Origin of the sequence: Polymorphum gilvum SL003B-26A1 (genome assembly GCF_000192745.1) — a bacterium.
GTDB classification, from domain to species: Bacteria; Pseudomonadota; Alphaproteobacteria; order Rhizobiales; family Stappiaceae; genus Polymorphum; species Polymorphum gilvum.
Map to the genome: position 1 here is coordinate 1,114,754 of NC_015259.1, position 20,696 is coordinate 1,135,449.

Annotated in this window: 18 protein-coding genes; 10 read left to right on the top strand and 8 right to left on the bottom strand. The window is 66.5% G+C overall.

Annotation, left to right across the window (positions count from 1 at the left end; all coding sequences use genetic code 11):
* Nucleotide 1: 1 nt before the first annotated feature.
* The 3 genes from SL003B_RS05260 to SL003B_RS05270 all read right to left on the bottom strand — a co-directional run bounded on the left by SL003B_RS05260 (nt 2) and on the right by SL003B_RS05270 (nt 2,890).
* A complete protein-coding gene (locus SL003B_RS05260) occupies nt 2–733 on the bottom strand; it encodes an ABC transporter ATP-binding protein (protein WP_013651789.1) in 732 nt (243 codons plus the stop codon).
* The gene (locus SL003B_RS05265; protein ID WP_013651790.1) at nt 726–1,499 is read right to left on the bottom strand and encodes an ABC transporter ATP-binding protein; all 774 of its coding nucleotides are present in this window, start codon (nt 1,497–1,499) and stop codon (nt 726–728) included. The genes SL003B_RS05260 and SL003B_RS05265 overlap by 8 nt, the downstream gene beginning before the upstream one ends.
* Nucleotides 1,500–1,606: 107 nt before the next feature.
* Nucleotides 1,607–2,890, bottom strand: coding sequence for an amino acid ABC transporter substrate-binding protein (locus SL003B_RS05270; protein WP_013651791.1), 1,284 nt, complete (start codon nt 2,888–2,890; stop codon nt 1,607–1,609).
* Nucleotides 2,891–3,324: 434 nt separating this feature from the next.
* Between SL003B_RS05270 and SL003B_RS05275 the strand changes: the two genes are divergently transcribed.
* The 5 genes from SL003B_RS05275 to SL003B_RS05295 are packed head-to-tail and all read left to right on the top strand — an operon-like array spanning nt 3,325 to nt 9,042.
* Nucleotides 3,325–4,293, top strand: a complete 969-nt coding sequence (locus tag SL003B_RS05275; RefSeq protein ID WP_013651792.1) for an NAD(P)-dependent oxidoreductase — start codon at nt 3,325–3,327, stop codon at nt 4,291–4,293.
* A 29-nt stretch (nt 4,294–4,322) separates the two neighbouring features.
* Complete coding sequence (locus SL003B_RS05280; RefSeq protein WP_013651793.1) at nt 4,323–5,387, top strand: alpha/beta hydrolase family protein; 1,065 nt, start codon at nt 4,323–4,325, stop codon at nt 5,385–5,387.
* Nucleotides 5,388–5,445: 58 nt separating this feature from the next.
* Nucleotides 5,446–5,919 (top strand): (2Fe-2S)-binding protein, encoded by a 474-nt coding sequence (locus SL003B_RS05285; protein WP_013651794.1) that lies wholly within the window; start codon nt 5,446–5,448, stop codon nt 5,917–5,919.
* 1 nt (nt 5,920) lies between these two features.
* The gene (locus SL003B_RS05290; protein ID WP_013651795.1) at nt 5,921–6,730 is read left to right on the top strand and encodes an FAD binding domain-containing protein; all 810 of its coding nucleotides are present in this window, start codon (nt 5,921–5,923) and stop codon (nt 6,728–6,730) included.
* The gene (locus SL003B_RS05295) at nt 6,727–9,042 is read left to right on the top strand and encodes a xanthine dehydrogenase family protein molybdopterin-binding subunit (RefSeq protein ID WP_013651796.1); all 2,316 of its coding nucleotides are present in this window, start codon (nt 6,727–6,729) and stop codon (nt 9,040–9,042) included. Before SL003B_RS05290 ends, SL003B_RS05295 begins: the two co-directional genes overlap by 4 nt.
* Nucleotides 9,043–9,066: 24 nt before the next feature.
* On the opposite strand, the gene SL003B_RS05300 is transcribed toward SL003B_RS05295, so the two are convergent.
* The gene (locus SL003B_RS05300; RefSeq protein ID WP_013651797.1) at nt 9,067–9,792 is read right to left on the bottom strand and encodes a sulfite exporter TauE/SafE family protein; all 726 of its coding nucleotides are present in this window, start codon (nt 9,790–9,792) and stop codon (nt 9,067–9,069) included.
* Between the two features lie 61 nt (nt 9,793–9,853).
* Nucleotides 9,854–11,587, bottom strand: coding sequence for a thiamine pyrophosphate-requiring protein (locus SL003B_RS05305; RefSeq protein ID WP_013651798.1), 1,734 nt, complete (start codon nt 11,585–11,587; stop codon nt 9,854–9,856).
* A gap of 162 nt (nt 11,588–11,749) precedes the next feature.
* Between SL003B_RS05305 and SL003B_RS05310 the strand changes: the two genes are divergently transcribed.
* The 5 genes from SL003B_RS05310 (at nt 11,750) to SL003B_RS05330 (ending at nt 17,865) form a co-directional block, all read left to right on the top strand.
* Nucleotides 11,750–12,700 carry a TAXI family TRAP transporter solute-binding subunit gene (locus SL003B_RS05310; RefSeq protein ID WP_013651799.1) on the top strand — a complete coding sequence of 317 codons (951 nt, stop codon included), beginning with the start codon at nt 11,750–11,752 and terminating at the stop codon, nt 12,698–12,700.
* Between the two features lie 11 nt (nt 12,701–12,711).
* A complete protein-coding gene (locus SL003B_RS05315) occupies nt 12,712–14,658 on the top strand; it encodes a TRAP transporter permease (protein ID WP_013651800.1) in 1,947 nt (648 codons plus the stop codon).
* On the top strand, nt 14,655–15,428 hold the full coding sequence (locus SL003B_RS05320) for an IclR family transcriptional regulator (protein ID WP_013651801.1): 774 nt from the start codon (nt 14,655–14,657) through the stop codon (nt 15,426–15,428). Before SL003B_RS05315 ends, SL003B_RS05320 begins: the two co-directional genes overlap by 4 nt.
* Nucleotides 15,429–15,499: 71 nt before the next feature.
* Nucleotides 15,500–16,516 carry an amidohydrolase family protein gene (locus SL003B_RS05325; RefSeq protein ID WP_013651802.1) on the top strand — a complete coding sequence of 339 codons (1,017 nt, stop codon included), beginning with the start codon at nt 15,500–15,502 and terminating at the stop codon, nt 16,514–16,516.
* Between the two features lie 20 nt (nt 16,517–16,536).
* Nucleotides 16,537–17,865 carry an FAD-dependent monooxygenase gene (locus SL003B_RS05330; protein WP_013651803.1) on the top strand — a complete coding sequence of 443 codons (1,329 nt, stop codon included), beginning with the start codon at nt 16,537–16,539 and terminating at the stop codon, nt 17,863–17,865.
* On the opposite strand, the gene istB is transcribed toward SL003B_RS05330, so the two are convergent.
* From istB to SL003B_RS05345, 3 genes are all read right to left on the bottom strand, one after another.
* Complete coding sequence (gene istB, locus SL003B_RS05335; protein ID WP_013650723.1) at nt 17,798–18,568, bottom strand: IS21-like element helper ATPase IstB; 771 nt, start codon at nt 18,566–18,568, stop codon at nt 17,798–17,800. The genes SL003B_RS05330 and istB overlap by 68 nt on opposite strands.
* Nucleotides 18,565–20,061 (bottom strand): IS21 family transposase, encoded by a 1,497-nt coding sequence (istA, locus tag SL003B_RS05340; RefSeq protein ID WP_013650724.1) that lies wholly within the window; start codon nt 20,059–20,061, stop codon nt 18,565–18,567. The genes istB and istA overlap by 4 nt, the downstream gene beginning before the upstream one ends.
* Nucleotides 20,062–20,180: 119 nt before the next feature.
* Nucleotides 20,181–20,561 carry a hypothetical protein gene (locus SL003B_RS05345; RefSeq protein ID WP_422613600.1) on the bottom strand — a complete coding sequence of 127 codons (381 nt, stop codon included), beginning with the start codon at nt 20,559–20,561 and terminating at the stop codon, nt 20,181–20,183.
* Nucleotides 20,562–20,696: the final 135 nt, after the last annotated feature.

Below are 20,696 nucleotides of genomic sequence, written 5' to 3' on the forward strand. Positions count from 1 at the left end.
GTCACGCGGCGGTGCGCGTCTTGCCCAGGTAGAGTTCCTGGATGCGCGGGTCGGTCAGTACGTCGGCCGCCGGTCCCTCGAACAGGGTGGTGCCGAGGTCGAGCACCGTGCCCCAGGTGGAATTCTTCAGTCCGACGATGGCGTTCTGCTCGACCAGGATGACGGTCATGCCGGAGCGCGACAGCATGTGCATGATCTCGAACATCTGCTCGACGATCTGCGGCGCGAGCCCGAGCGAGGGCTCGTCGAGCATGACGATCTTCGGCTTCACCAGCAGGGTGCGGGCCATGGCCAGCATCTGCTGCTGGCCGCCGGACATGGTCCCGGCGTGCTGGTGGGCGCGTTCGCGCAGGATCGGGAACTGCTCCAGCACCTCCTCGATGCGCTGGTCCAGCAGCTTCTGGTCGGAGAGCACGTAGCCGCCCATGCGCAGGTTCTCGCGCACGCTCATCTTGGGAAACAGCGCGCGTTCCTGCGGCACGAAGCAGATGCCCTTGCGCAGCACCTGGTCCGGGCGCAAGCCGTCGATGCGTTCGCCCTCCAGCAGCACCTCGCCCTGGCGCAGCGGCAGCAGGCCGACGATCGCCTTCAGCAAGGTCGACTTGCCGGCGCCGTTGGGGCCGATGATGCACTGCACCTGTCCCGGCTTCACGGTCAGGCTGGCGCCGTTGAGGATGGCCGGGCCACGGCCGTAGCCGGCGACGACGCCGCGTACTTCGAGCAGCTCAGGCATGGGCGGCCTCCGCGTTCAGTTCGGCGGCATGCGGCGTCGCGCCGCCGCCGAGATAGGCCTCGAGCACAAGCGGATCCGCCTGCACGGCCTCAGGTGTGCCTTCGGCAATCACCTGACCATGGGCCATGACCACGACCTTGTGGGACAGAGACATGACCAGGTCCATGTTGTGCTCGACGATCAGCACGGTCAGGCCGCGGTCGTTGAGGGCGCGGATCCGGTCGACCAGTTCGACGAGCAGGCGCGGGTTGATGCCTCCTGCGGGCTCGTCGAGGAGGATGATCTTGGGGTCGGACATCAGCAGGGCGCCGAAATCCATCAGCTTCTTCTGGCCGTAGGACAGGTTGCTGGTTTCCTCGTAGGCGAGGCGGGTGATGCCGAGGAACTCGAGAATCTCCATCGCCTTGTCGTATTCCGCCTGCGAGATCGCCGGGCCGAACAGGGACTTCACGCCCGAGGTCTTCGACTGGACGACGAGGTTTTCCAGGACAGTCAGGTCCTCCAGGTTGCGGGTGATCTGGAAGGTGCGGCTGAGGCCGCAGCGCGTGACCTGGTGCGGCCGCAGCGCGTCGATGCGCTGCCCCTCCAGCCAGACCTCGCCCCCCGAGGGGGTAAGCGTCTTGCTGATGCAGTTGAAGGCGGTGGTCTTGCCGGCGCCGTTGGGGCCGATCAGCGCGGTGATCGATCCGCGCTCGACGGTGAATGTGCAGTCGTCGACGGCACGGATCCCGCCGAAGTGCTTGGACAGGTTGCGCACTTCGAGCATGAGGCATGGTCTCCCGGACGGAATTGGAACTCGGCGGGCCGGCTGCGGCCGGCGGCTGCCGCGATGGCCCGTGCGCGGGCTTGCCGCGCACGGGGAACCGGGGCCGATTACTTCCAGGCCGGCTTGGGATGGATCGCCTGGGCGACGCCGGCGAACTCGTCCGTCGGGTAGATGAAGTTCAGCTTGCCCGCCTGCCACTGCGCCATGAGGAAGGGCCGGTCGATCGGCAGCCCGCGCTCGTCCCAGGCGAACGGGCCGAGGATGGTGCGCACCGGTTCGGCCTTGGTGCGCGCGTGCATCCACTCGCTCAGCTTGGCGTTGTCCGTGGTGCCGATCGCCTCGATCGCCTGCACGACGCCCTGGCACACGGCGAAGGGAATCGCCGAGTCCTCGTCAGCGTCCTTGCCGTATTTCGCCTTGAAGTCGGCGAGGAACTGCTGGTTGGTGTAGTCCTTGCCGTTCAGCGTGCCGACGAAGGGCACTTCCTCGTGCCAGGACGAGTGCACCATGACGCCCTCGGCGTCGTTGCCGAGGCCTTCATGGAACTCGGCCTGGGTGCCCTGGCTGAGATAGAGCAGCTTGATGTCGGCGCGCACGGTCTTGAGCGCGCGGGTGAGCTGCACGGCCTCCTCGGCCGAGGCGGTCAGGCCGATGACCAAGTCGGCGCCGGAGCGCTTGATCGAGTTGGCAAGGTTGAGCCAGTCGGAGAAGCCCTCCTCCGGCCAGGTCTCGGTATAGACGACCTCGATCTCGGATTCCTTGAGATAGCCTGGGGCGAGGTCGGCAACGAGGCCGCCACCGGGGTTGGTCACCTTCTGGCCGAGGAGGCCGGCGGCGATGGCGTTGGCGAAGAAGTCGTCGGCGTTGACGAGCGCGGCCTTCTTCGGCCTCTGGTCGGCCGGGATCACGTCGCGGATGGTCGACACCAGGGTCTCGCCAACGTATTCGGCGGCGTTCTGCTGGAAGTAGAAGGCGTGCTTATGACCCTGCTCCCAGATGCGCAGGGCGCCGCCCGCCGGCACCGGATGGACCTTGCCGTATTTCTCCAGCACCGAGGAGACCGGGAAGGTCAGCTTGGACGAGAAGGTGCCGAAGATGACGTCGGCCTTGTCGACGTTGATCAGGCGCTCGGCCTGGTTGATCGCGGTCTCCGTATCGGAGCGGTTGTCGCTGACGATCAATTCGAGCGGGCGGCCGATCAGGCCGCCGGCGGCGTTGATCTGGTCAACGCACAGTTCATAGCCTTCCTTGTGCTTCTGCCCGCTGACGGAAAAATTGCCGGTCAGCGGCAGGGACGCGCCGATCTTGATCGGGTCCGCAGCCTGGGCCGTCCCGCCGAGCAGGCCGCATACGGCCGCCGTCACGAGCGACGTCTTCAACATATCGCGCATCGGTTTCCTCCCAGATGTGATCGCCGCGCTTGGTTGTTTTCTTCGCAAACGATTGCACAACTATGCGGCGCCATCGCCGGCCCGTCAAGAGGAAAGGCCAGGCTGGGGCGGTGGGCGGGTGGCGGCTCCGCGGCATCCTGGGCGACGTAATTGCGACGCTCTTTCCGGCTTGTCGTCGGTTTTCCCTCGGAACAGGGCAGCTATCACCATTTTGCATAGACCCCACACAGGCCCCGCGCAGGCGCCCGTAGGTGCGCGACGCGAGCCGGCTTGCGCTGTCCGGGAGGCTGTGTTACATCCGGTTCATTAATGCAAACGTTTGCACATTTTGTGCGAATTCCATCAGACCCAAGCCGGCTCGGGAGGCGCGGCGATCTTCGGACGGGCCCGGTGGCGCGTGCGGGAAGCGGACGAGAGTTTCAGGGAGAAGCGTCATGGAAAATGCAAAGCACAAGGTCGCCTGGGTGGGCATGGGCCGCATGGGCTACCCGATGGCCGAGCGCCTGGCCAAGGCCGGCGTCGACCTCAGCGTGTGGAACCGGACCAAGTCCAAGGCCGAACCGCTCGGCGCGCATGGCGCGCGCATCGTCGACACGCTGCCGGAGCTCGCCTCGGCCGACATCGTGTTCACGATGGTGTCCACCGGCAAGGATCTGGAGCAGGTCTATTTCGGCGCCAACGGCATCGCCAGCGGCGCCAACGGCTCGTTCCCGGGCATCTTCGTCGACTGCTCGAGCATCGGCGTCGACCAGTCGGCCGACCTCAGGGCGCGTCTCGCCGAACGCGGTGCGAAGCTGATCGCCGCGCCGGTCTCAGGCAACGGCAAGTGCGTCAAGGCCGGCAAGCTGAGCTCGGTTGCCTCCGGTCCCAAGGACGTCTACGAAATCGTCGAGCCCTATCTGCAGACGATCGCCGGCAACGGCGTCTCCTATGTCGGCGAGGGCGAACTCGCCCGCTTCTGCAAGATCGCGCACAACGTGCTGCTCGGCGTCGTCACGCAGAACCTGATCGAGATCACGCTGATGGCCGAGAAGGCCGGGGTGCCGCGCCACGCCTTCCTCTCGTTCATCAACGACTCGGTGATGGGCTCGATCTTCACCCGCTACAAGACGCCGGCGCTGGTCAACCTCGACTGGACGACGACCTTCACCCCGGCGCTGCTGCGCAAGGACCTCGACCTCGGCCTGCAGGCCGCGCGCGAGCTCGGCGTCAGCGTGCCGGTGACGGCGGCCACCCGCGAGGCGCTGCAGATGCATTTCGGTGCCGCCCAGCTGCAGCCGGATCCTGCGGCCTATCTGGAGAAGGATTTCTCCGCGCTCATGGAGACCATGGCGCTCGCCGCCGGCATGAAGCTCGAAAGCGAGAACCGGCAGGTCGCGTCCGGCCTGGAAATCCCAGGCTGAAGCGGCGGCACGACGCTGCGGAGCGGGCCATGGCCGAGACCGAAAACAGACTGGAGGCGGTCGCCGGCCACTGGCTGCCGCGCATGGAGGTGGCCGGCATTGCCTCGGCCACCGCCCGGGCGATCATGGCCGAGGCCGGCGCCTGGGCGAACTGGTGCAGGGCCTGGACGGCGGCCGGCGACCGCCATCTCGCCCTGGCCGAGGAGGCCGAGGCGAAGGGGCGGCGGGTGACCGCCGGCGACGGCTACGCGCGCGCCGCGCTGCTTTACCACTTCGCTCAGTTCATGTTCTTCGACGATCCCGACCAGAAGGCGTCGGCGAACGCGCGCAAGCTTGCCGCATTCCGGCGCGCCGCGCCGCTACTCGATCCGCCGGCCGACCTGGTCGCGATCCCGTTCGAGGGCGGGCACCTGCGTGCCAGCCTGCGCAGGCCGGCCGGGCAGGAGCCCGTCGACGCGGTGATCCTGGTGCCGGGCTCGGATTCCACCAAGGAGGAGTTTCCGGCGTTGGAAGCTCATTTCCTGAAGCGGGGGCTTGCCACCCTGTCGCTCGACGGTCCGGGTCAGGGCGAGGGGCGGGCGTTCGGACCGCTGCGTGCCGACATCGGCGGCGCCGTTTCGGCGGCAGCCGCATTCCTGCGCGGGCAGCCCGGACTGTCCGGACGGCTTGGCCTGATGGGCATGGCCTTCGGCGGCAACCTGGCCTTGCGGGCTGCGACCGCGGTCCCGGATCTGGCCGGCGTCGTTTCCGTCAACGGCTTCCACGACCTTGCTGCCATGTGGCCGACGTTCCCGCAGGTTTATAGGGACAACATGCGCTTCGCGCTCGGTGCGACATCCGCCGAGGCAGCTTTCGAGGCGGCAGCGGCCTTCACCCTGGCCGGCGTGCCGGCGCCGGAGTGCCCGGTGCTGGTCCTTCACGGCGCTCGCGACACGATCTTTCCGCCGGTCGAGGCGCAGCGGCAGGTCGACTGGGCCGGTGCACGAAGCGAACTCCACGTGTTCCCCGAAGGCAATCACGTCTGCAACAATATCGCCTGGCTGTATCGCCCCCTCGTTGCGGACTGGCTGGCGGAACGGCTGCGTTCCGGCTAAAACCGGTCAGGGCAATTTCGTCTCGATTCTTAGAATACGAGAAAATTGGAGGGTAGCGATGCGTACCATCGCCGTGACCATCAACGGCAAGGCCGTGTCCGCCGACGTCGAGCCGCACCTGCTGCTGGTCGATTTCCTCAGGCGGACGCTTCGGCTCACCGGCACCCATGTCGGCTGCGATACCAGCCAGTGCGGCGCCTGCACGATCCATGTCGACGGTCGGCCTGTGAAATCCTGCACGATGCTGGCGGTTCAGGCGGACGGCGCGGAAATCGTCACCATCGAGGGACTGGCGAAGGATGGCACCCTGCATCCGATGCAGGACAGCTTCCACCGCCTGCATGCCCTGCAGTGCGGCTTCTGCACGCCGGGCATGATCATGAGCGCGGTCGCCCTAGTGCAGGGCCGTCCCGACCTCACCGACGCGGAAATCCGCGAGGGGTTGGAAGGCAACCTGTGCCGCTGCACCGGCTATCACAACATCGTCGAGGCGGTGAAGGACGCCGCCCGCGCCATGGCGGGGGAGGGCTGACATGTATCGGTTCGACTACCATCGGGCAGGCAGCGTCGCGCAAGCCGCAGCCCTGCTGGCGGAGCGCGGCGAGGCCGTACCGCTCGCCGGCGGCATGACCCTGATCCCGACGCTCAAGCACCGGCTCGCCGCGCCGTCCGATCTGGTCGACCTCGGCTTCATCGAGGGCCTGTCCGGCATCGCGATCGGCAGCGAGACCGTGACCATCGGTGCTATGACCCGCCATGCGGATGTCGCCGCCAGTGCCGAACTTGCCCGCGTGCTGCCGATCCTGCCCCGCCTGGCCGGCCATATCGGCGACCGTCAGGTGCGCAGCCGCGGCACCATCGGCGGCTCGCTGGCCAACAACGACCCGGCCGCCTGCTATCCGGCCGCGGCCCTCGCGCTCGGCGCGACCATCGTCACCGACCGGCGCGAGATCGCGGCCGACGACTATTTCCAGGGGCTTTTCGCCACGGCGCTGGAGCCCGGGGAACTCATCGTCGCGATCCGCTTCCCGCGTGTCGACGCCGCCGCCTACGCCAAGTTCGCCAACCCGGCCTCCCGCTACGCGATGGTCGGCGTCGCGGTCGCGCGCGGTGCCGGCACGATCCGGGTCGCGGTGACCGGCGCCGGCTCCGGCGGGGTGTTCCGGCCGGACGTGCTGGAGGCCGCGCTCGCCGTCGACTTCTCGCCCGAGGCGGCGTTGCGGGCGCGGGTGGATGCGGACGACCTGATGTCGGACATCCATGCGCAGGCCGATTACCGCGCGCATCTGATTTCCGTGATGGCGAGCCGTGCCGTCGCCGACTGCCTTGGAGGAGCCGCATGAGCGTCCTGCGCATCGGGGAAGCCGTTCCGCGGCTGGAAAACCGCGACCTTGTCACCGGTATGGCGACCTACACCGACGACCTCGCGTTCGACGACGAGGCGGTCATGGTCATCGTGCGCTCGCCGCATGCCCATGCGGCCATCCGGGCGATCGACTGCAGCGCGGCGCGCGCGATGCCGGGTGTCCTCGCCGTGCTGACGGCGGCGGAGATGCAGGAGGACGGTATCGGCGGCTTCCGCCCCCAGTTCACCGTCCCGGATCCCGACGGTGCGCCGATGTTCGTGCCGGACTTCTACCCGCTGGTGATCGACCGTGTCCGGGCCATCGGCGATCCGGTCGCCGTGGTCGTCGCGGAAACTCGCGAGCAGGCCGAGGACGCCGCGGAACGCGTGGTCGTCGACTACGAGGACGCCGAAGCCGCGATCCATCCGCGCGCGGCGGTGGAGGCGTCCGCGCCGCTGGTCTGGGAAGCGGCCGGCAGCAACAGGCTGTTCAGCACGAGTTTCGGCGACCGGGCGGCGCGCGAGGCGGCCTTCGCCGCTGCCGACCACGTCGTCACGCTGAGCTACCGGATCAACCGGGTCACCGCCAATCCGCTGGAGCCGCGAGCGATGATCGCCCGCCACGATCCTGCCACCGACGAGACCACGTTCTGGACCGGCACGCCGGCGGCCAACCGGACCAGGGAACTGCTCGCGGAGCAGAATTTCCCAGGCACCGCGCCCATCCACGTCGTCTCGACCAATTGCGGCGGCTCGTTCGGCATGAAGAACTCGCCCTCGCGCGAGAGCGCGCTGACGGTGTGGGCAGCGCGGCGGACGGGCCGCACCGTGCGCTGGCTGTCGACGCGTACGGAGGGCCATCTCGGCGACGCGCATGCCCGCGACTGGGACGTCACCGTCAGCCTGGCGCTCGATGCCGACGGGACGTTCCGCGCGGTGCACAGCGAGAGCTACGTCAATCTCGGCGCCTACCTCGGCTCCACCGCCCTGGTCATGGCCGTGTCCTATCATGGCGGCATGGCCGGCATGTACCGCACGCCGGTGGTGACCGCCGACGTTCATGGCGTGCTCACCCACACCCAGCCGCTGGCGCCCTATCGGGGCGCCGGGCGGCCGGAATCCCTGTTCGCGATCGAGCGCATCATCGACTACGCGGCGGCGACCCTCGGCTTCGACCGGATCGAGCTGCGGCGCAGGAACCTGATCCGCCCGGACGAGATGCCGTTCCGCACCGGGCTGCATTACGTCTACGACAGCGGCGACTTCCCGGCGGTGATGGAGCGCGCGCTTGAGCTTGCCGACCATGCCGGCTTCGAGGTCCGACGCCGGGAGGCGGCGGCGCGCGGCTGCTTGCTCGGCTTCGGCCTCGCCAACGGCATCGAGATCGCCAACAACGGTCCGGGCGGCAAGCTGCCGCCGGTGCCGGAGTTCGCCCAGATCGTTTTCGAGGCGGACGGCCGCCCGATCGTGCGCATCGGCGGCGGCGAGGGCGGCCAGGGCCAGAAGACGGTGTTCTCCCAGATTGCCGGCTCGCTGCTCGGCCTCGACGTCGACCGCTTTTCCTTCGAGATCGGCAACACGCGCCGTGTCGAGAAGGGCGTCGGCACGTTCGGTTCGCACACTTCGGGCGCGGCCGCCCATTCGCTCGCCGATGTGGCCGAGCAGGTGAAGACCAAGGGCCGGGCGCTGCTTGCCGCCGCCTGGTCGGTGTCGGCGGACGAGATCGCCTACGAGGACGGCGTGTTCCGGCATGCCGGCGGCAACCGCTTCAAGGACCTGGAAGAGCTTGCCCGGGACAATCCCGGCGCGCTCGACAGCAAGGCCTTCGTGCCGGCGGACGGCTGCACCTATCCGAATGGCACCCACGTGTGCGAGGTCGAGATCGACAGGCTGACCGGGCAGGCGCGGATCACGCGCTACGTGGTCACCGACGACGTCGGCACTGTCATCAATCCTCTGCTGCTGAAGGGCCAGATCCACGGCGGCGTGGCGCAGGGCGTCGGCCAGGCGCTGATGGAAGACATCGTCTACGAGGACGGCAGCGGCCAGATGCTGTCCTGCTCGTTCATGGACTATGCCATGCCGCGGGCGGACCATTTTCCGCCGCTCAAGGTGGAGCCGATGCCGACGCCGACCGCAGCCAACGCCATAGGCGCCAAGGGCGCGGGCGAAGCCGGCGTGGTCGGGGCGATCCCGGCGGTGATCAACGCCGTCTGCCATGCGCTCGCCCCGCTCGGTATCCATCACGTCGACATGCCGGCGACGGCGCAGTCGATCTGGCGGGCGATGCGGGCGGCGAGCCGGGACTGACGGCGGCGGCTGCTGCGGCCGCCGTCACAGCAGGGCGTCGACGACGATCTTGATCGCGATGGCGCCGAGCAGCACCAGGATCAGCCGGTCGAAGGTCTGGCGGGACAGCTTCTTCGCCAGATGTGTGCCGACCGGCATGGCGGCGAGCACGGTGGCGGTCGCCGCCAGCCCGAGCAGGAAGCGCTCGCTGTCGAGCAGGCCGAGCGTGTAGAGCCGCTCCATCTGCAGCACCGACATGACCAGGAAGAACACCGAGATCGTCGCGATGAAGGTCTCGCGGCCGAGGCGCAGGGCGTTGAGGAAGGTGATCGACACCGGCGCCGAGATGCCGGTCGCTCCCTGCAGGATGCCGGCGACCATGCCCATCGGGAACGACAGCGCCAGGCCAGGCTTGTAGGCGAGGCTCCAGTCAGAGCGCAGCAGGCGGAAGGCGATGTAGACGAAGACCACGCCGGCGACGCCGAGCGACAGGGTGTCCGGCGGCAGGGCGGCCAGCAGGTGGGTGCCGATCCCAGCCCCCAGCGCCCCGGCGACCGAGAACAGCAGCAGAAACCGGCCTGGCAGCAGATGGCCGCGGTACTGCCAGGCCTGCCAGATGTTGACCAGTAGGTTCGGCACGATGAACACCGTGACCGCGAACTGGACGTCGAACAGCATTGCCAGGACCGGAATCGCGATCACCGGCGCGCCGGCGCCGGTGGCGCCCTTGAGGATGCCACCGAAGATGAAGGCGATGAAGGCGTAGATCATGCCGGGGGCGTCCGATGGCGAGCCGGATCGTGCATCTGGCGTGTGGCAGGCATGGGCAGGCTCAGTGGCTGTCTGAAACGGCGATGCGCAGGTCGAGGACCGCCTGCCGCCGCTCGGTGCGGATCACCTTGATCGCACGCTCGAGCGCTGCTGGCAAATCCCTGCCGTGCTCGACGCGTTCGGTGTAGGCGCGGCTCGCCGCGGCGACCTGCAGATAGTCCGGCGCCGGTTCGAGCGAGGTCAGCGGCATGGTGTTGGCCCTTGCGGCTGCGCCCTTCGGATAGGCGTTGACCACCGAGCGGCGGACGGCGTTCCACAGGCCGTTGTTCTTGATCATGACCAGGATCGGCAGGTCGAGCGCCTCCGCGATCTGGTGGCAGGCGACCGGGTTGGCGAAGATGTAGGAGCCGTCGCCGATACAGGCGACGACCAGCCGCTCGCGATCGGCGAGTTGGGCGCCGAGGGCGGCCGGAAGCGCCCAGCCGAGCCCGCCCGAGTGGGGGTTGTTGAACATCCGGTTGGGGCCCTTCAGCGTCATCGCGCCGGGCACCACGCCGAGCTCTCCGAATACCACTGCCCGCTCGTCGAGCGCTTCGGACAGGCACAGGCTCATCCATTCCGCGCTCATCGGGCTGGCACAGCCCGAGACGGCTGCGGCTTTCGCAGATGTCCGGCGGGTTTCCGACAGGGTTCCGGCAGCGATCCGGCGCTTTTCCGCACGCTCGTCCGATGCCGGCATGGCGGCGTCGAGGGCGGCGTCGAGGGCGACGATGGCCGCGGTCGCGTCGCTGGTTATCACCAGGTCGGCCTGATAGCCGCGCACCGGCATGCGTTGGAAAAGCGGGTCGGGACCGACATGGATGACGCGTACGTCCGGACCGGGCCTGTGCAGAGCCTCGATCCAGGGCACGCCGCTGTCGAGCACCAGCACGACGTCGGCCGCGGCCATCGGCCCCCTGGGGTCGTAGCCGAGGAACATGGGGTCGTCGGAGGCCATCACGTTCCTGATCGTAAAGGGTTCGACGACGCCGATGCCATGGCGGTTGCACAGGGCCGACAGCCGTTCGGCCAGCAGGCCTTGCGTGTCGGAGCGCTGGCAAAGGATCAACGGATGGCGTGCGCCGGCAAGCCAGGTGGCGGCGGTGGCAATGGCGTCCGGGTCCGGCCGGGGCGCCGTCGCCGGGGGATTGGCGGGCACGGAAAAATCGGCGCTGGGCGCGATATCCTCCATCAGGGGTTCGCGCGGCAGGCTGAGATAGACCGGTCCTCTCGGCTCGCTCATCGCCAGCGCCGCCGCCCGCGCCACCAGCGGTTCGCCCTGCTCCGGATAGCGCATTTCATAGTAGAATTTGGTGATCTCGCCGATCATTGCGGTCTGATCGTACATTTCCTGACCGTACTGGATCGGTGTAATGCGCGACCCTGGACGTCCTCTCTCCGTAATCGGCGTGCGACCGGACAGGACGATTACGGGAACATTGTCGCTCGCTGCGTTAATCATGCCCATGACACTGTTAGCAAGCCCAACATTGACATGAACCATCACAGCTTGTGCCTTGCCGGTCACCAGGTAATAGCCATGGGCCATCGCGACGCCAGCCGTCTCATGCGGCACGGTCACCGGCTCCGGAATCTCATCCGGCCCCAGAGCCGCAAGGGCTTCTATGATCGGCGGAAAATCCGTTCCGGCATTGGCAAAGAGATAGTTCACGCCACTGCGCTTGAGACCCAGAAGGACCGCTTCCGCACCGTTCTTCGGCTGTTTTCCGGGATTTTTCACCGGTTCTCTCATCATCCGCCTCCTCCCGCTCCGGCGGCAGGCGCCGGCCGAAAAATTTTCCGCAGTAGGCCTTGTAAAACTACGTAGTTCAAGGGCATTCTAATCAGAAATCTCGTTATAAGGGATTTTTGATCGATTTGGCGCTGCTCGGCGCCAGGTCAACCAGGGAGGAAAGCAATGCGGAAATTCATCGCCATGGCGGCGCTCGCCGCCGGACTGGGCTTCGCTGCGTCAGCCTCGGCGCAGGTCGTCGGGATTGCCACGTCGAACCCGGGATCGCTGTTCCACAACATCGGCACGGCCGTCGCCAATGCGGCCAACCAAGCCGGCCTCAACACCACGATCCAGCCGGCGACCAGCCCGAACCAGTTCATTCCCTTCATCAATTCGGGCGGTATCGAGTTCGGTGTGGCGAATCTGCAGGAGGTCACCTACGCGCTCGAAGGCAAGGGCTGGTTCAATGGCACCGCCTTTCCGAACCTGCGTGTGGTGGCAATGCTGATGCCGCTGCAGGAAGCGATCTTCGTGCGCAAGGACAGCGACATCAAGTCCGTGGCCGATCTCAAGGGCAAGCGGATGGTCGACGGCTACACGGCGCAGAACACGATCTTGCCGCAGCTCGACGCCATCTATTCGACGGCCGGCCTCACCCGCGCGGACATGACGCCGGTCTACGTACCGAGTGTGGTCGAGGGCGCGAACGCCTTCATCGCCGGCGAGGCGGACGGCTTCATCTTCGCGCATGGCGCGGCGAAGGTGCGCGAGGCCGATGCGGCCGTCGGCGGCTTGAGGGCGCTTGCCATCGATAATCCGACCGACGAGACGCTGGCCAAGGCGCGCGAGCACTGGCCGACCGCGTTTTTCTCCCACATGAAGGCGGGTTCCAGCCCGGGCGTGCTTGAGGATGCGGCCTATTTCGCCTTCCCTCAGGTGATCTTCACCCATGCGAACGCATCGGAGGACGCGGTCTACCGCATGGCCAAGGCGATCCACGAGGGCAAGGAGGCTATGGTCGCCACGTTCCCGCCGTTCCGGGCCTTCGACCCGGCCGCGATGCGTGGCGATCCGGGCGTGTCGGAATTCCATCCAGGCGCCATCCGCTTCTTTGAAGAAGCCGGCCTGAAGTAAAGGGAAGCGGGATGGCCGGATCGATTGGAGGCGAAGCCGGATCTGGCCTCGCCAGGCGGTACTGGAAGCCCATCGCGGACGGTCTCGCCCTGCTGCTGACGTTGACGGCGATCTGCTGGGCGCTGTCCGTGCCGCGCCACCTCGGCGTCGGCTTCTATCCGCAGCAGTTCTTTGCGGCCATCCTCGCCCTTGCGCTGCCGATCGCCTACCTGAGCCTGCCTGCGCGCCGCGATGCGGCGCGCGAGCGGGTGCCGTGGGTCGACATTGCTTTGGCCGTGCTCAGCTTCGCGGCCGTCTTCTACATCGCGATCCGCTATCCAGACCTCGTCCTCAAGATCTTCTCGCGGTCGCCGGAGATCTGGATTGCCGGACTGCTCGTCATCGTTCTCGTGCTGGAAGCGCTGCGCCGGGCGACCGGCTGGGCGCTGGTCATCATCATCGCGGTGTTCCTGCTCTACGCGCTGTTCGGAAACCTGTTGCCCGGTCGCCTGTCCGGCCGATCGCAGGACTGGCAGATGCTGGCAAGCTACATGGCCGTCGACACCAACGGCATCCTCGGTCTGCCGCTCGCCGTCGCCGCCACGGTCGTGATCACCTTTATCCTGTTCGGCGGCCTGCTCGCGGTCACCGGCGGCACCCATTTCTTCACCGACGCGGCGATGCTGGGGATGGGCCGGTTCCGCGGCGGCTCGATGAAGATCGCCGTTCTCGCCTCGGGCCTGTTCGGGTCGATTTCCGGCTCGGCCGTGGCCAATGTCGTCGGCACCGGCGTGGTGACGATCCCGATGATCAAGCGCGACGGCTATCCCGCCCACAAGGCCGGAGCGATCGAGGCCGTTGCTTCGACCGGGGGGCAGCTGATGCCGCCCGTCATGGGCGCGTCGGCCTTCCTGATGGCGGAATTCCTGGCCGTACCCTATTCCGCTGTGGTCATGGCGGCGCTGGTTCCGGCGATCCTCTACTACGTCGCCCTGTTCATCCAGGCCGATCTGGAAGCGGCGCGGCTCGGTATCCGCCCGGTGCCGAAAGCGCAGCTGCCGGCCGGAGGCGCGGTGCTGACGGGCCTGCATTTCATCCTGTCCTTCGCTGTGCTGATCCTGGCGCTGTTCGTCCTGCGCTGGCAGCCGGAACGGGCGGCGCTCCTGGCCGGCGTGAGTCTCGTCGTCACCTCGCTCGCCATCGGCTACAAGGGCCGGCGCCCGCGGCTCGTCGACCTGTTCATGAGCCTGTCGCGCACCGGGCACGCGGTGGTCGAGATCATCCTGATCTCGGCGGCCTCCGGTTTCGTCATCGGGGTGCTCAACGTCACCGGCCTCAGCTTCAACCTGACCTATGCGCTCGTCCAGGTCGGCGGCGGCAGCGCCATCGTCCTGCTCGTCCTGTCGGCCCTGGTCTGCATCGTGCTCGGCATGGGGTTGCCGACGCTCGGGGTCTATGTGTTGCTCGCCGCGCTGGTCGCGCCGGCCCTCGTCCAGGTCGGCATCGAGCCGGTCGCCGCGCATCTCTACGTGCTCTACTTCGGCATGATGTCGATGATCACGCCACCGATCGCGCTGGCCGCCTTCGCCGCGGCGAGCATCGCCAAGGCGTCGTCGATGGCGACGGGCTTCGCTGCCGTCCGGTTTGGCTGGTCGGCCTACGTGATCCCGTTCCTGTTCGTGTTCTCGCCAACCCTGCTGCTGATCGGCGAACCGGCCGACGTCGCCATCGCGGTCGCCACGGCGACCATGGGTGTCTGGCTGGTCTCCTCGGCACTCGCGGGTTATTTCTCCGACACGCTGAGCATGCCGATGCGCGGGCTGTTCGCGCTGTCCGGCCTGCTTGCGCTCATCCCCGCGAAGGCATTCGAGGGGGCGCTCTACAGCGACATCCTGGGCGTGTCCTTGGGGCTTGCCCTGATGCTTCGGGAGCTTTATCGCCGCCGCAGGATTGTCCCCGCAGCGGAAGGTGAGACATGACGGCGCGCAACAGCCTGGAACGGGTCCTGTCCGTTCTCGAGGTCTTCTCCGAGGACCGACTGGAATGGACACCCGAGCAACTGATGGAGGAACTCGGCTACAGCCGGCCGACGCTCTACCGCTATCTCAAGACATTGAAGGATGCCGGCTTCCTGATCTCCATGCCAGGCACGGGCTTCACGCTGGGGCCGAAGGTGGTCGAGATGGACTACCTGATGCGCAAGTCCGACCCGGTGATCCTCAACGGCCAGAAGTACCTGGAGCGGTTCGTCGGCAAGTATCCGTGCGCCGCGCTGCTGGTGCGCTGGTACGGCACCCGAATCCTGTGCGTGGCCTCGGAATGCTCCACCCCCGATGCGATCAGTTCCTATTCGCGCGGCCGGCCGATGCCGTTGGCGCGCGGTGCCATTTCCCGCTCAATCATGGCGTTTCTGCCGAGGCGGCAGCTGCTGCCCCTGATCGAGCAGAACCTGGCCGATCTGCGGGCGATCGGCCTGGGCGAGACTTCGGAAGCGGTGCAGGACAGTTTCCGGAAGGTGCGCAAGGCGGGGGTCGCGATCGCCTACGGCGAGGTCACGCCCGGCGTGGTCGGCATCGCGGCCCCGGTGTTCGACACGGGCAAGAGCCCGATCGCGAGCATCTGTCTGACGATCCCGGGCAACGACATCTCGGGCAATCGCCTGGACCAGATGGCCGCCGAAATCCGCGCTGCGGCCGAAGCGATCAGTGATGAGCTGAGCCGCCGGCGTTGCGACAAAATTGAGAAATAATCTCATATTGCGAGATAAATTGACAAATTGTCAGAACTGTGCCGAATAGGGCAACACCAAGGGGGACGCTCATGAAGAAAATCGACATCTTCAATCACATCTGGCCAGAGCCCTTCTTCAAGGCCCTGATCGCCCATATCGGCGAGATGACCGACATCACCATGCGCAGCGGCGCCGTGCCGATGATGACCAATCTCGACCGCCGGTTCGAGGTCATGGACATGTTCGGGCCGGACTACATGCAGGTGCTGTCGCTCGCCTCGCCGCCGCTGGAAAAGCTGGCCGATCCGGCGAAGGCGCTCGAGCTGTCGCGGATCGGGTCCGATTCCCTTGCCGAGTTGTGCCAGCGCTATCCCGAGCGGTTCCCGGCCTTCATCGGCACCGCGCCGCTGAGCAATCCCGCAGCGGTGGTCGGCGAATGCCGGCGCGCGATCGAGGATCTGGGCGCGGCGGGCATGCAGATCTTCACCAACGTCGCCGGCAAGCCGCTGGACCTCGCCGAGTTCGAGCCGTTCTTCGAGTACATGGCCTCGGCCGGCAAGCCGGTCTGGCTGCATCCCGCGCGCGGCGAGGCCTTTGCCGACTATCAGACCGAGAAGCGCTCCGAATACGAAATCTGGTGGACCTTCGGCTGGCCCTACGAAACCTCGGCCGCCATGGCGCGCCTCGTCTTCTCGCGCATGTTCGACAAGTACCCGGGCTTGAAGGTGATCACGCATCACGCCGGCGGCATGGTGCCCTTCTTCGAGGGACGGGTCGGACCCGGCTGGGACCAGATGGGCGCGCGCACCACAGACCGCGACCTTGCCGCCGTGCGCAAGGCGCTGAAGCGGCCGCATCTGGACTATTTCAAGGAATTCTACGCCGATACGGCTTCGTTCGGCTCGCGCAAGGCAATCGAGCACGCCATCGAGTTCTTCGGCGAGGACCGCGTCCTGTTTGCTTCCGATGCGCCGTTCGACCCGGAAGGCGGGCCGATGTACATCCGCGAGACCATGCGCTGCATCGACAGCCTCGACCTCACCGACGCGCAGCGGCGCAAGATCTATCATGGCAACGCGACCGCCCTGCTCGGGCTTTCGCTCTGACGGCCGGTGACCGCGAAGCCATGGCCAGGACGGAAAAGAACGGCGGCGGGATTGTCCACGATGTGCTGATCGTCGGCGGCGGACCCGTCGGCATGGGGCTTGCCATCGAACTCGGCCAGCGCGGCCTGCGCTGTGCCGTCGTGGAGCGTTACGAGACCATCCAGCCGATCCCCAAGGGTCAGAACCTGACCCAGCGCACTATGGAGCACTTCCACTTCTGGCGGGCGGAACGGGAGCTGAGGGCGGCGCGTACGGTTCCTGCGGACTACGGCATCGGCGGGCTGACCAGCTACGGCACGCTGCTCGGCGGCTACCACTACGACTGGCTGCAGCGCGAGCTTGTCCGGCCGTATTATTTCACCGACAACGAACGCCTGCCGCAATACGCGACCGAAGCGGTGCTGCGCCGCCGTGCCGCCGACCTTCCGACCGTCGATCTCCTGTACGACACCGTCGCGGAGGATCTCGACCAGGATGCGGACGGCGTTACCCTCGTCGTGCGCGATCGGCTCGGGTCGGGCAGGCGGACCTTGCGCGGACGCTATCTTGTCGGCTGCGACGGCAGCCATTCGACGATCCGCGACAAGGCCGGACTGACCCAGACCAAGACCGACCACGACCGGCTGATGGTGCTTCTCGTATTCCGTTCCCCGGACCTGCACGACCTGCTCGCGCGCTATCCGGGCAAGTCATTCTACAACGTGCTGCATCCCGATCTCGACGGCTACTGGCAGTTCTTCGGTCGCGTCGATCTCGGCAACACGTGGTTCTTCCACGCTCCGGTGCCGCCGGGCACGACGCACGACAGCTTCGACTTCGCGGCCTATCTGCACCGCGCGGTGGGGGCGGAGTTCAAGGTCGCGTTCGAGCATATCGGCTTCTGGGACCTGCGGATCGCGATCGCCGATGCCTATCGGACGGAACGGGTCTTCATCGCCGGCGACGCCGCCCACAGCCACCCGCCCTACGGCGGCTACGGCGTCAACACCGGCTTCGAGGATGCCCGCAATCTCGGCTGGAAGCTGGCGGCCGTGCTCCAGGGCTGGGGCGGGCCCGCCCTGCTGAACAGCTACGACGCCGAACGCCGGCCGGTGTTCGCGTCGACGGCGCGCGATTTCATCGAGAAGGCGATCGACAGTGACCGCCTGTCAACGGCGGAGCAAAAGTCGTCCATTGGGCGGCGTAAAAGTAGGCCACCTGACGCCGCACGCGGGGAACGTCGGGAGGGCGTAGCCCGACCAGAGTTTCCCGCGTGCGGCGTTGGCGACTTTTTGAGGGGCTTCAGCCTGCCCTTCGGGCGCGGCTTTGAGCGAGACGATAGCTGTCGCCGTTCATCTCGAGGATGTTGACGTGGTGGGTCAGCCGGTCGAGCAGTGCGCCGGTCAGCCGTTCCGATCCCAGCGTCTCGGTCCATTCGTCGAATGGCAGATTGCTGGTGATCAGGGTGGCACCGCGTTCGTAGCGTTGCGCGATCAGCTCGAACAGCAATTCCGCCCCGGTCTTTGACAATGGCACGAAGCCCAGTTCGTCGATGATCAGGAGCTTGTAGGCTGCCATCTGCTTCTGGAAACGCAGCAGACGTCGCTCGTCGCGCGCCTCCATCATCTCGCTGACCAGGGCAGCGGCGGTCGTGAAGCCGACGGACAAGCCCTTCTGGCAGGCGGCCAGACCGAGACCGAGCGCCACATGGGTCTTGCCCGTGCCGCTGGGGCCAAGCGCGATGACGTTCTCGCGCCGCTCGACCCATTCGCAGCGGGCCAGCTCCAGCACCTGCATCTTGTTGAGCTTCGGGATAGCGGCGAAGTCGAAGCTGTCGAGGCTTTTGACGACCGGGAACCTCGCCGCCTTGATGCGGCGTTCGACCTTGCGGCGATCCCGTTCGATCATCTCCTGCTCAGCAAGCCGAGTGAGGTATCCGACATGGTCCACGCCCTGTGTGGCGCAGAGCCGGGCCAGCTTCTGATACTCGCGCTGGAAGGTCGGCAGCTTGAGGGTCTTGAGCGTGTGGGAGAGCAGGATCGCAGGGGGATTGTCTGACGCTTGGGTGCTCATGCGGCATCTCCCGCATGCGTCGACAGAAGCCGCATATAGGCCTTTGCCGATGTCTTCTCGACGGTGGCTCTTGGCAGGTACGGGTAGATGGACAGGTCCAGTCTCGGCGGCCGCCGCTCCACCTGGCACAGGAGAAGATGCTTGACGGCATCGAAGCCGATGGCCCCGATCTGGAGGGCCTGCTTCACCGCCACATGCAGATCGGCAAGCTCGAAGCTTTCCAGCAGCCGCAGCACCTGCACATACTCGCGCCGGCCATGCTTTGCCATGCGCGCTTCCATCAGGCGGCGCAGCGTGGCGAACGCCTCGGGCAGATCCCAGCCCTGAAGAGGAGCGGCCTGATCCAGCGCGTTGATCTTCTGTTCGATCAGCGGCAGGTAATGCAGCGGGTCGAACACAACGTCTTCCCGTTCCCAGCTTCGAGGATGACGAGCGATGATCTCGCCACGGCAGCCGATCACCACCTCGTCGACATAGCCCCGGATCCATACATCCTGATGGCCGAAGGCGACCGGGACGGAGTAGTCGTTGGTCCTGTAGCGCACCAGCGCCTGGGAAGAGACCCGACCGCTGGCCTGATCGCAGGCCTCAAAAGGCGAAGCTGGCAGCGGCCGCATCGCCGCAAGATCGCGCTGCAGCCGTTCTGCGATCGTCTCGCTCTCGCCGCGCAGCCTGTCGCGCTGGCGCTTGCGGCATTGCTCTTCCAGCCAGGCGTTGAACTCATCCCACGTCGCAAAGCGCGGGATCGGCACCATGAAGTTGCGACGGGCATAGCCGACGAGGCCTTCGACGCTTCCCTTGTCATTACCCTTGCCGGGGCGGCCATAGCGATCCCGGATCAGGTAGTGGGACAGGAAGCCGCTGAACAGCACTGTCCGCTTGCGCGTGCCATCGGCCAGGATCTTCGACACCAGGCAGCGGTCGTTGTCATAGACGATCGATTGTGGCACCGCCCCGAAGAAGGCGAACGCATGGACGTGGCCATCAATCCAGGCCTCTGACACCGCCGCCGGATAGGCCCGCACATAGCAGGCGTCGCTGTGCGGCAGGTCGAGCACAAAGAAGTGCGCCTTCTGCTCCACGCCGCCGATGACAACCACAGCCTCGCCAAAGTCAGCCTGCGCGTGGCCCGGCGGATGCGATAACGGCACGAACACTTCCTGCCGGCGCTGCTCCCGCTCGCGCATGTAGTCCTTGATGATCGTATAGCCGCCGGTGAACCCGCACTCAGCCCGCAACCGGTCGAACACACGCTTGGCCGTGTGGCGCTGCTTGCGCGGTACCTTCAGGTCTTCGTCCAGCCAATGATCAATGGTCGAAACAAAGGCGTCCAGCTTCGGCCGACGCACCGGGGCCTGACGGCGATAGCCCGGAGGCGTCGAATACGACAGCATCTTGGAAACGCTGTCGCGTGAGATATTGAAATGCTTCGCTGCCTGACGTCGGCTCATCCCCTCCGAGACCGCCAGACGCACCTTCAGATATAAGTCCACGGTGTAGATCCCCTGACCCTCCTGCACATGTTGCAGAAGGAAAATAGGTGGACGACTTTTACGCCGCCCGCGGCAGGACTATCCCGCCGCTACCGTGGCCGAATTTTGCACCGCCGCTCTCAGACTTCGGCCTCGGAACGGCCGATGATGGTCGCGGCTTCGCGCGGCTTGAAACCTTCCAGCGTCGTCAGCAGCAGGGTCTGCCGGCTTTCCGGCGTCATCGCGGCAAGTCGCTGCTGCGTTGTCTTCTCGAAGATGGACACCGCGCCTTCCGCTTCGGACGGGGGCATCTGAGTGGCGTTCCAGAGGGTGTGGAACAGGCGATAAAGGGCGACCTTGGTTCCGAGGGAGGGATCGAAAACGGAGGCGTCTGCGACGATCGCCTGTAGGCAGGCCTTCACATAGGCGTCGCCGCTTTTCTGCGAGCCGGCAAGCGCCCTGGCATAGCGGCGCAAATACGGGAGATGCGGAGCGATTTGCTGAGACAGACTTCCCGACATGATGTCCAATTCCTTTCCCTGGTCCTTGCTCAGCCCGCGAAGGACGGGCCGAATTCGCGGCTTGGGGCTCGCGTTCGTACGTAAACCTCCCTAGGAAAAAAAAGTTCCGCGGCCGGGAACTTTTTTTTGGGCGGC

Coding starts and splice junctions, on each gene's coding strand:
- SL003B_RS05260 (WP_013651789.1), bottom strand. CDS start 733: ATGCCTGAGCTGCTCGAAGTACGCGGCGTCGTCGCCGGCTACGGCCGT.
- SL003B_RS05265 (WP_013651790.1), bottom strand. CDS start 1,499: ATGCTCGAAGTGCGCAACCTGTCCAAGCACTTCGGCGGGATCCGTGCC.
- SL003B_RS05270 (WP_013651791.1), bottom strand. CDS start 2,890: ATGCGCGATATGTTGAAGACGTCGCTCGTGACGGCGGCCGTATGCGGC.
- SL003B_RS05275 (WP_013651792.1), top strand. CDS start 3,325: ATGGAAAATGCAAAGCACAAGGTCGCCTGGGTGGGCATGGGCCGCATG.
- SL003B_RS05280 (WP_013651793.1), top strand. CDS start 4,323: ATGGCCGAGACCGAAAACAGACTGGAGGCGGTCGCCGGCCACTGGCTG.
- SL003B_RS05285 (WP_013651794.1), top strand. CDS start 5,446: ATGCGTACCATCGCCGTGACCATCAACGGCAAGGCCGTGTCCGCCGAC.
- SL003B_RS05290 (WP_013651795.1), top strand. CDS start 5,921: ATGTATCGGTTCGACTACCATCGGGCAGGCAGCGTCGCGCAAGCCGCA.
- SL003B_RS05295 (WP_013651796.1), top strand. CDS start 6,727: ATGAGCGTCCTGCGCATCGGGGAAGCCGTTCCGCGGCTGGAAAACCGC.
- SL003B_RS05300 (WP_013651797.1), bottom strand. CDS start 9,792: ATGATCTACGCCTTCATCGCCTTCATCTTCGGTGGCATCCTCAAGGGC.
- SL003B_RS05305 (WP_013651798.1), bottom strand. CDS start 11,587: ATGATGAGAGAACCGGTGAAAAATCCCGGAAAACAGCCGAAGAACGGT.
- SL003B_RS05310 (WP_013651799.1), top strand. CDS start 11,750: ATGCGGAAATTCATCGCCATGGCGGCGCTCGCCGCCGGACTGGGCTTC.
- SL003B_RS05315 (WP_013651800.1), top strand. CDS start 12,712: ATGGCCGGATCGATTGGAGGCGAAGCCGGATCTGGCCTCGCCAGGCGG.
- SL003B_RS05320 (WP_013651801.1), top strand. CDS start 14,655: ATGACGGCGCGCAACAGCCTGGAACGGGTCCTGTCCGTTCTCGAGGTC.
- SL003B_RS05325 (WP_013651802.1), top strand. CDS start 15,500: ATGAAGAAAATCGACATCTTCAATCACATCTGGCCAGAGCCCTTCTTC.
- SL003B_RS05330 (WP_013651803.1), top strand. CDS start 16,537: ATGGCCAGGACGGAAAAGAACGGCGGCGGGATTGTCCACGATGTGCTG.
- istB (WP_013650723.1), bottom strand. CDS start 18,568: ATGAGCACCCAAGCGTCAGACAATCCCCCTGCGATCCTGCTCTCCCAC.
- SL003B_RS05345 (WP_422613600.1), bottom strand. CDS start 20,561: ATGTCGGGAAGTCTGTCTCAGCAAATCGCTCCGCATCTCCCGTATTTG.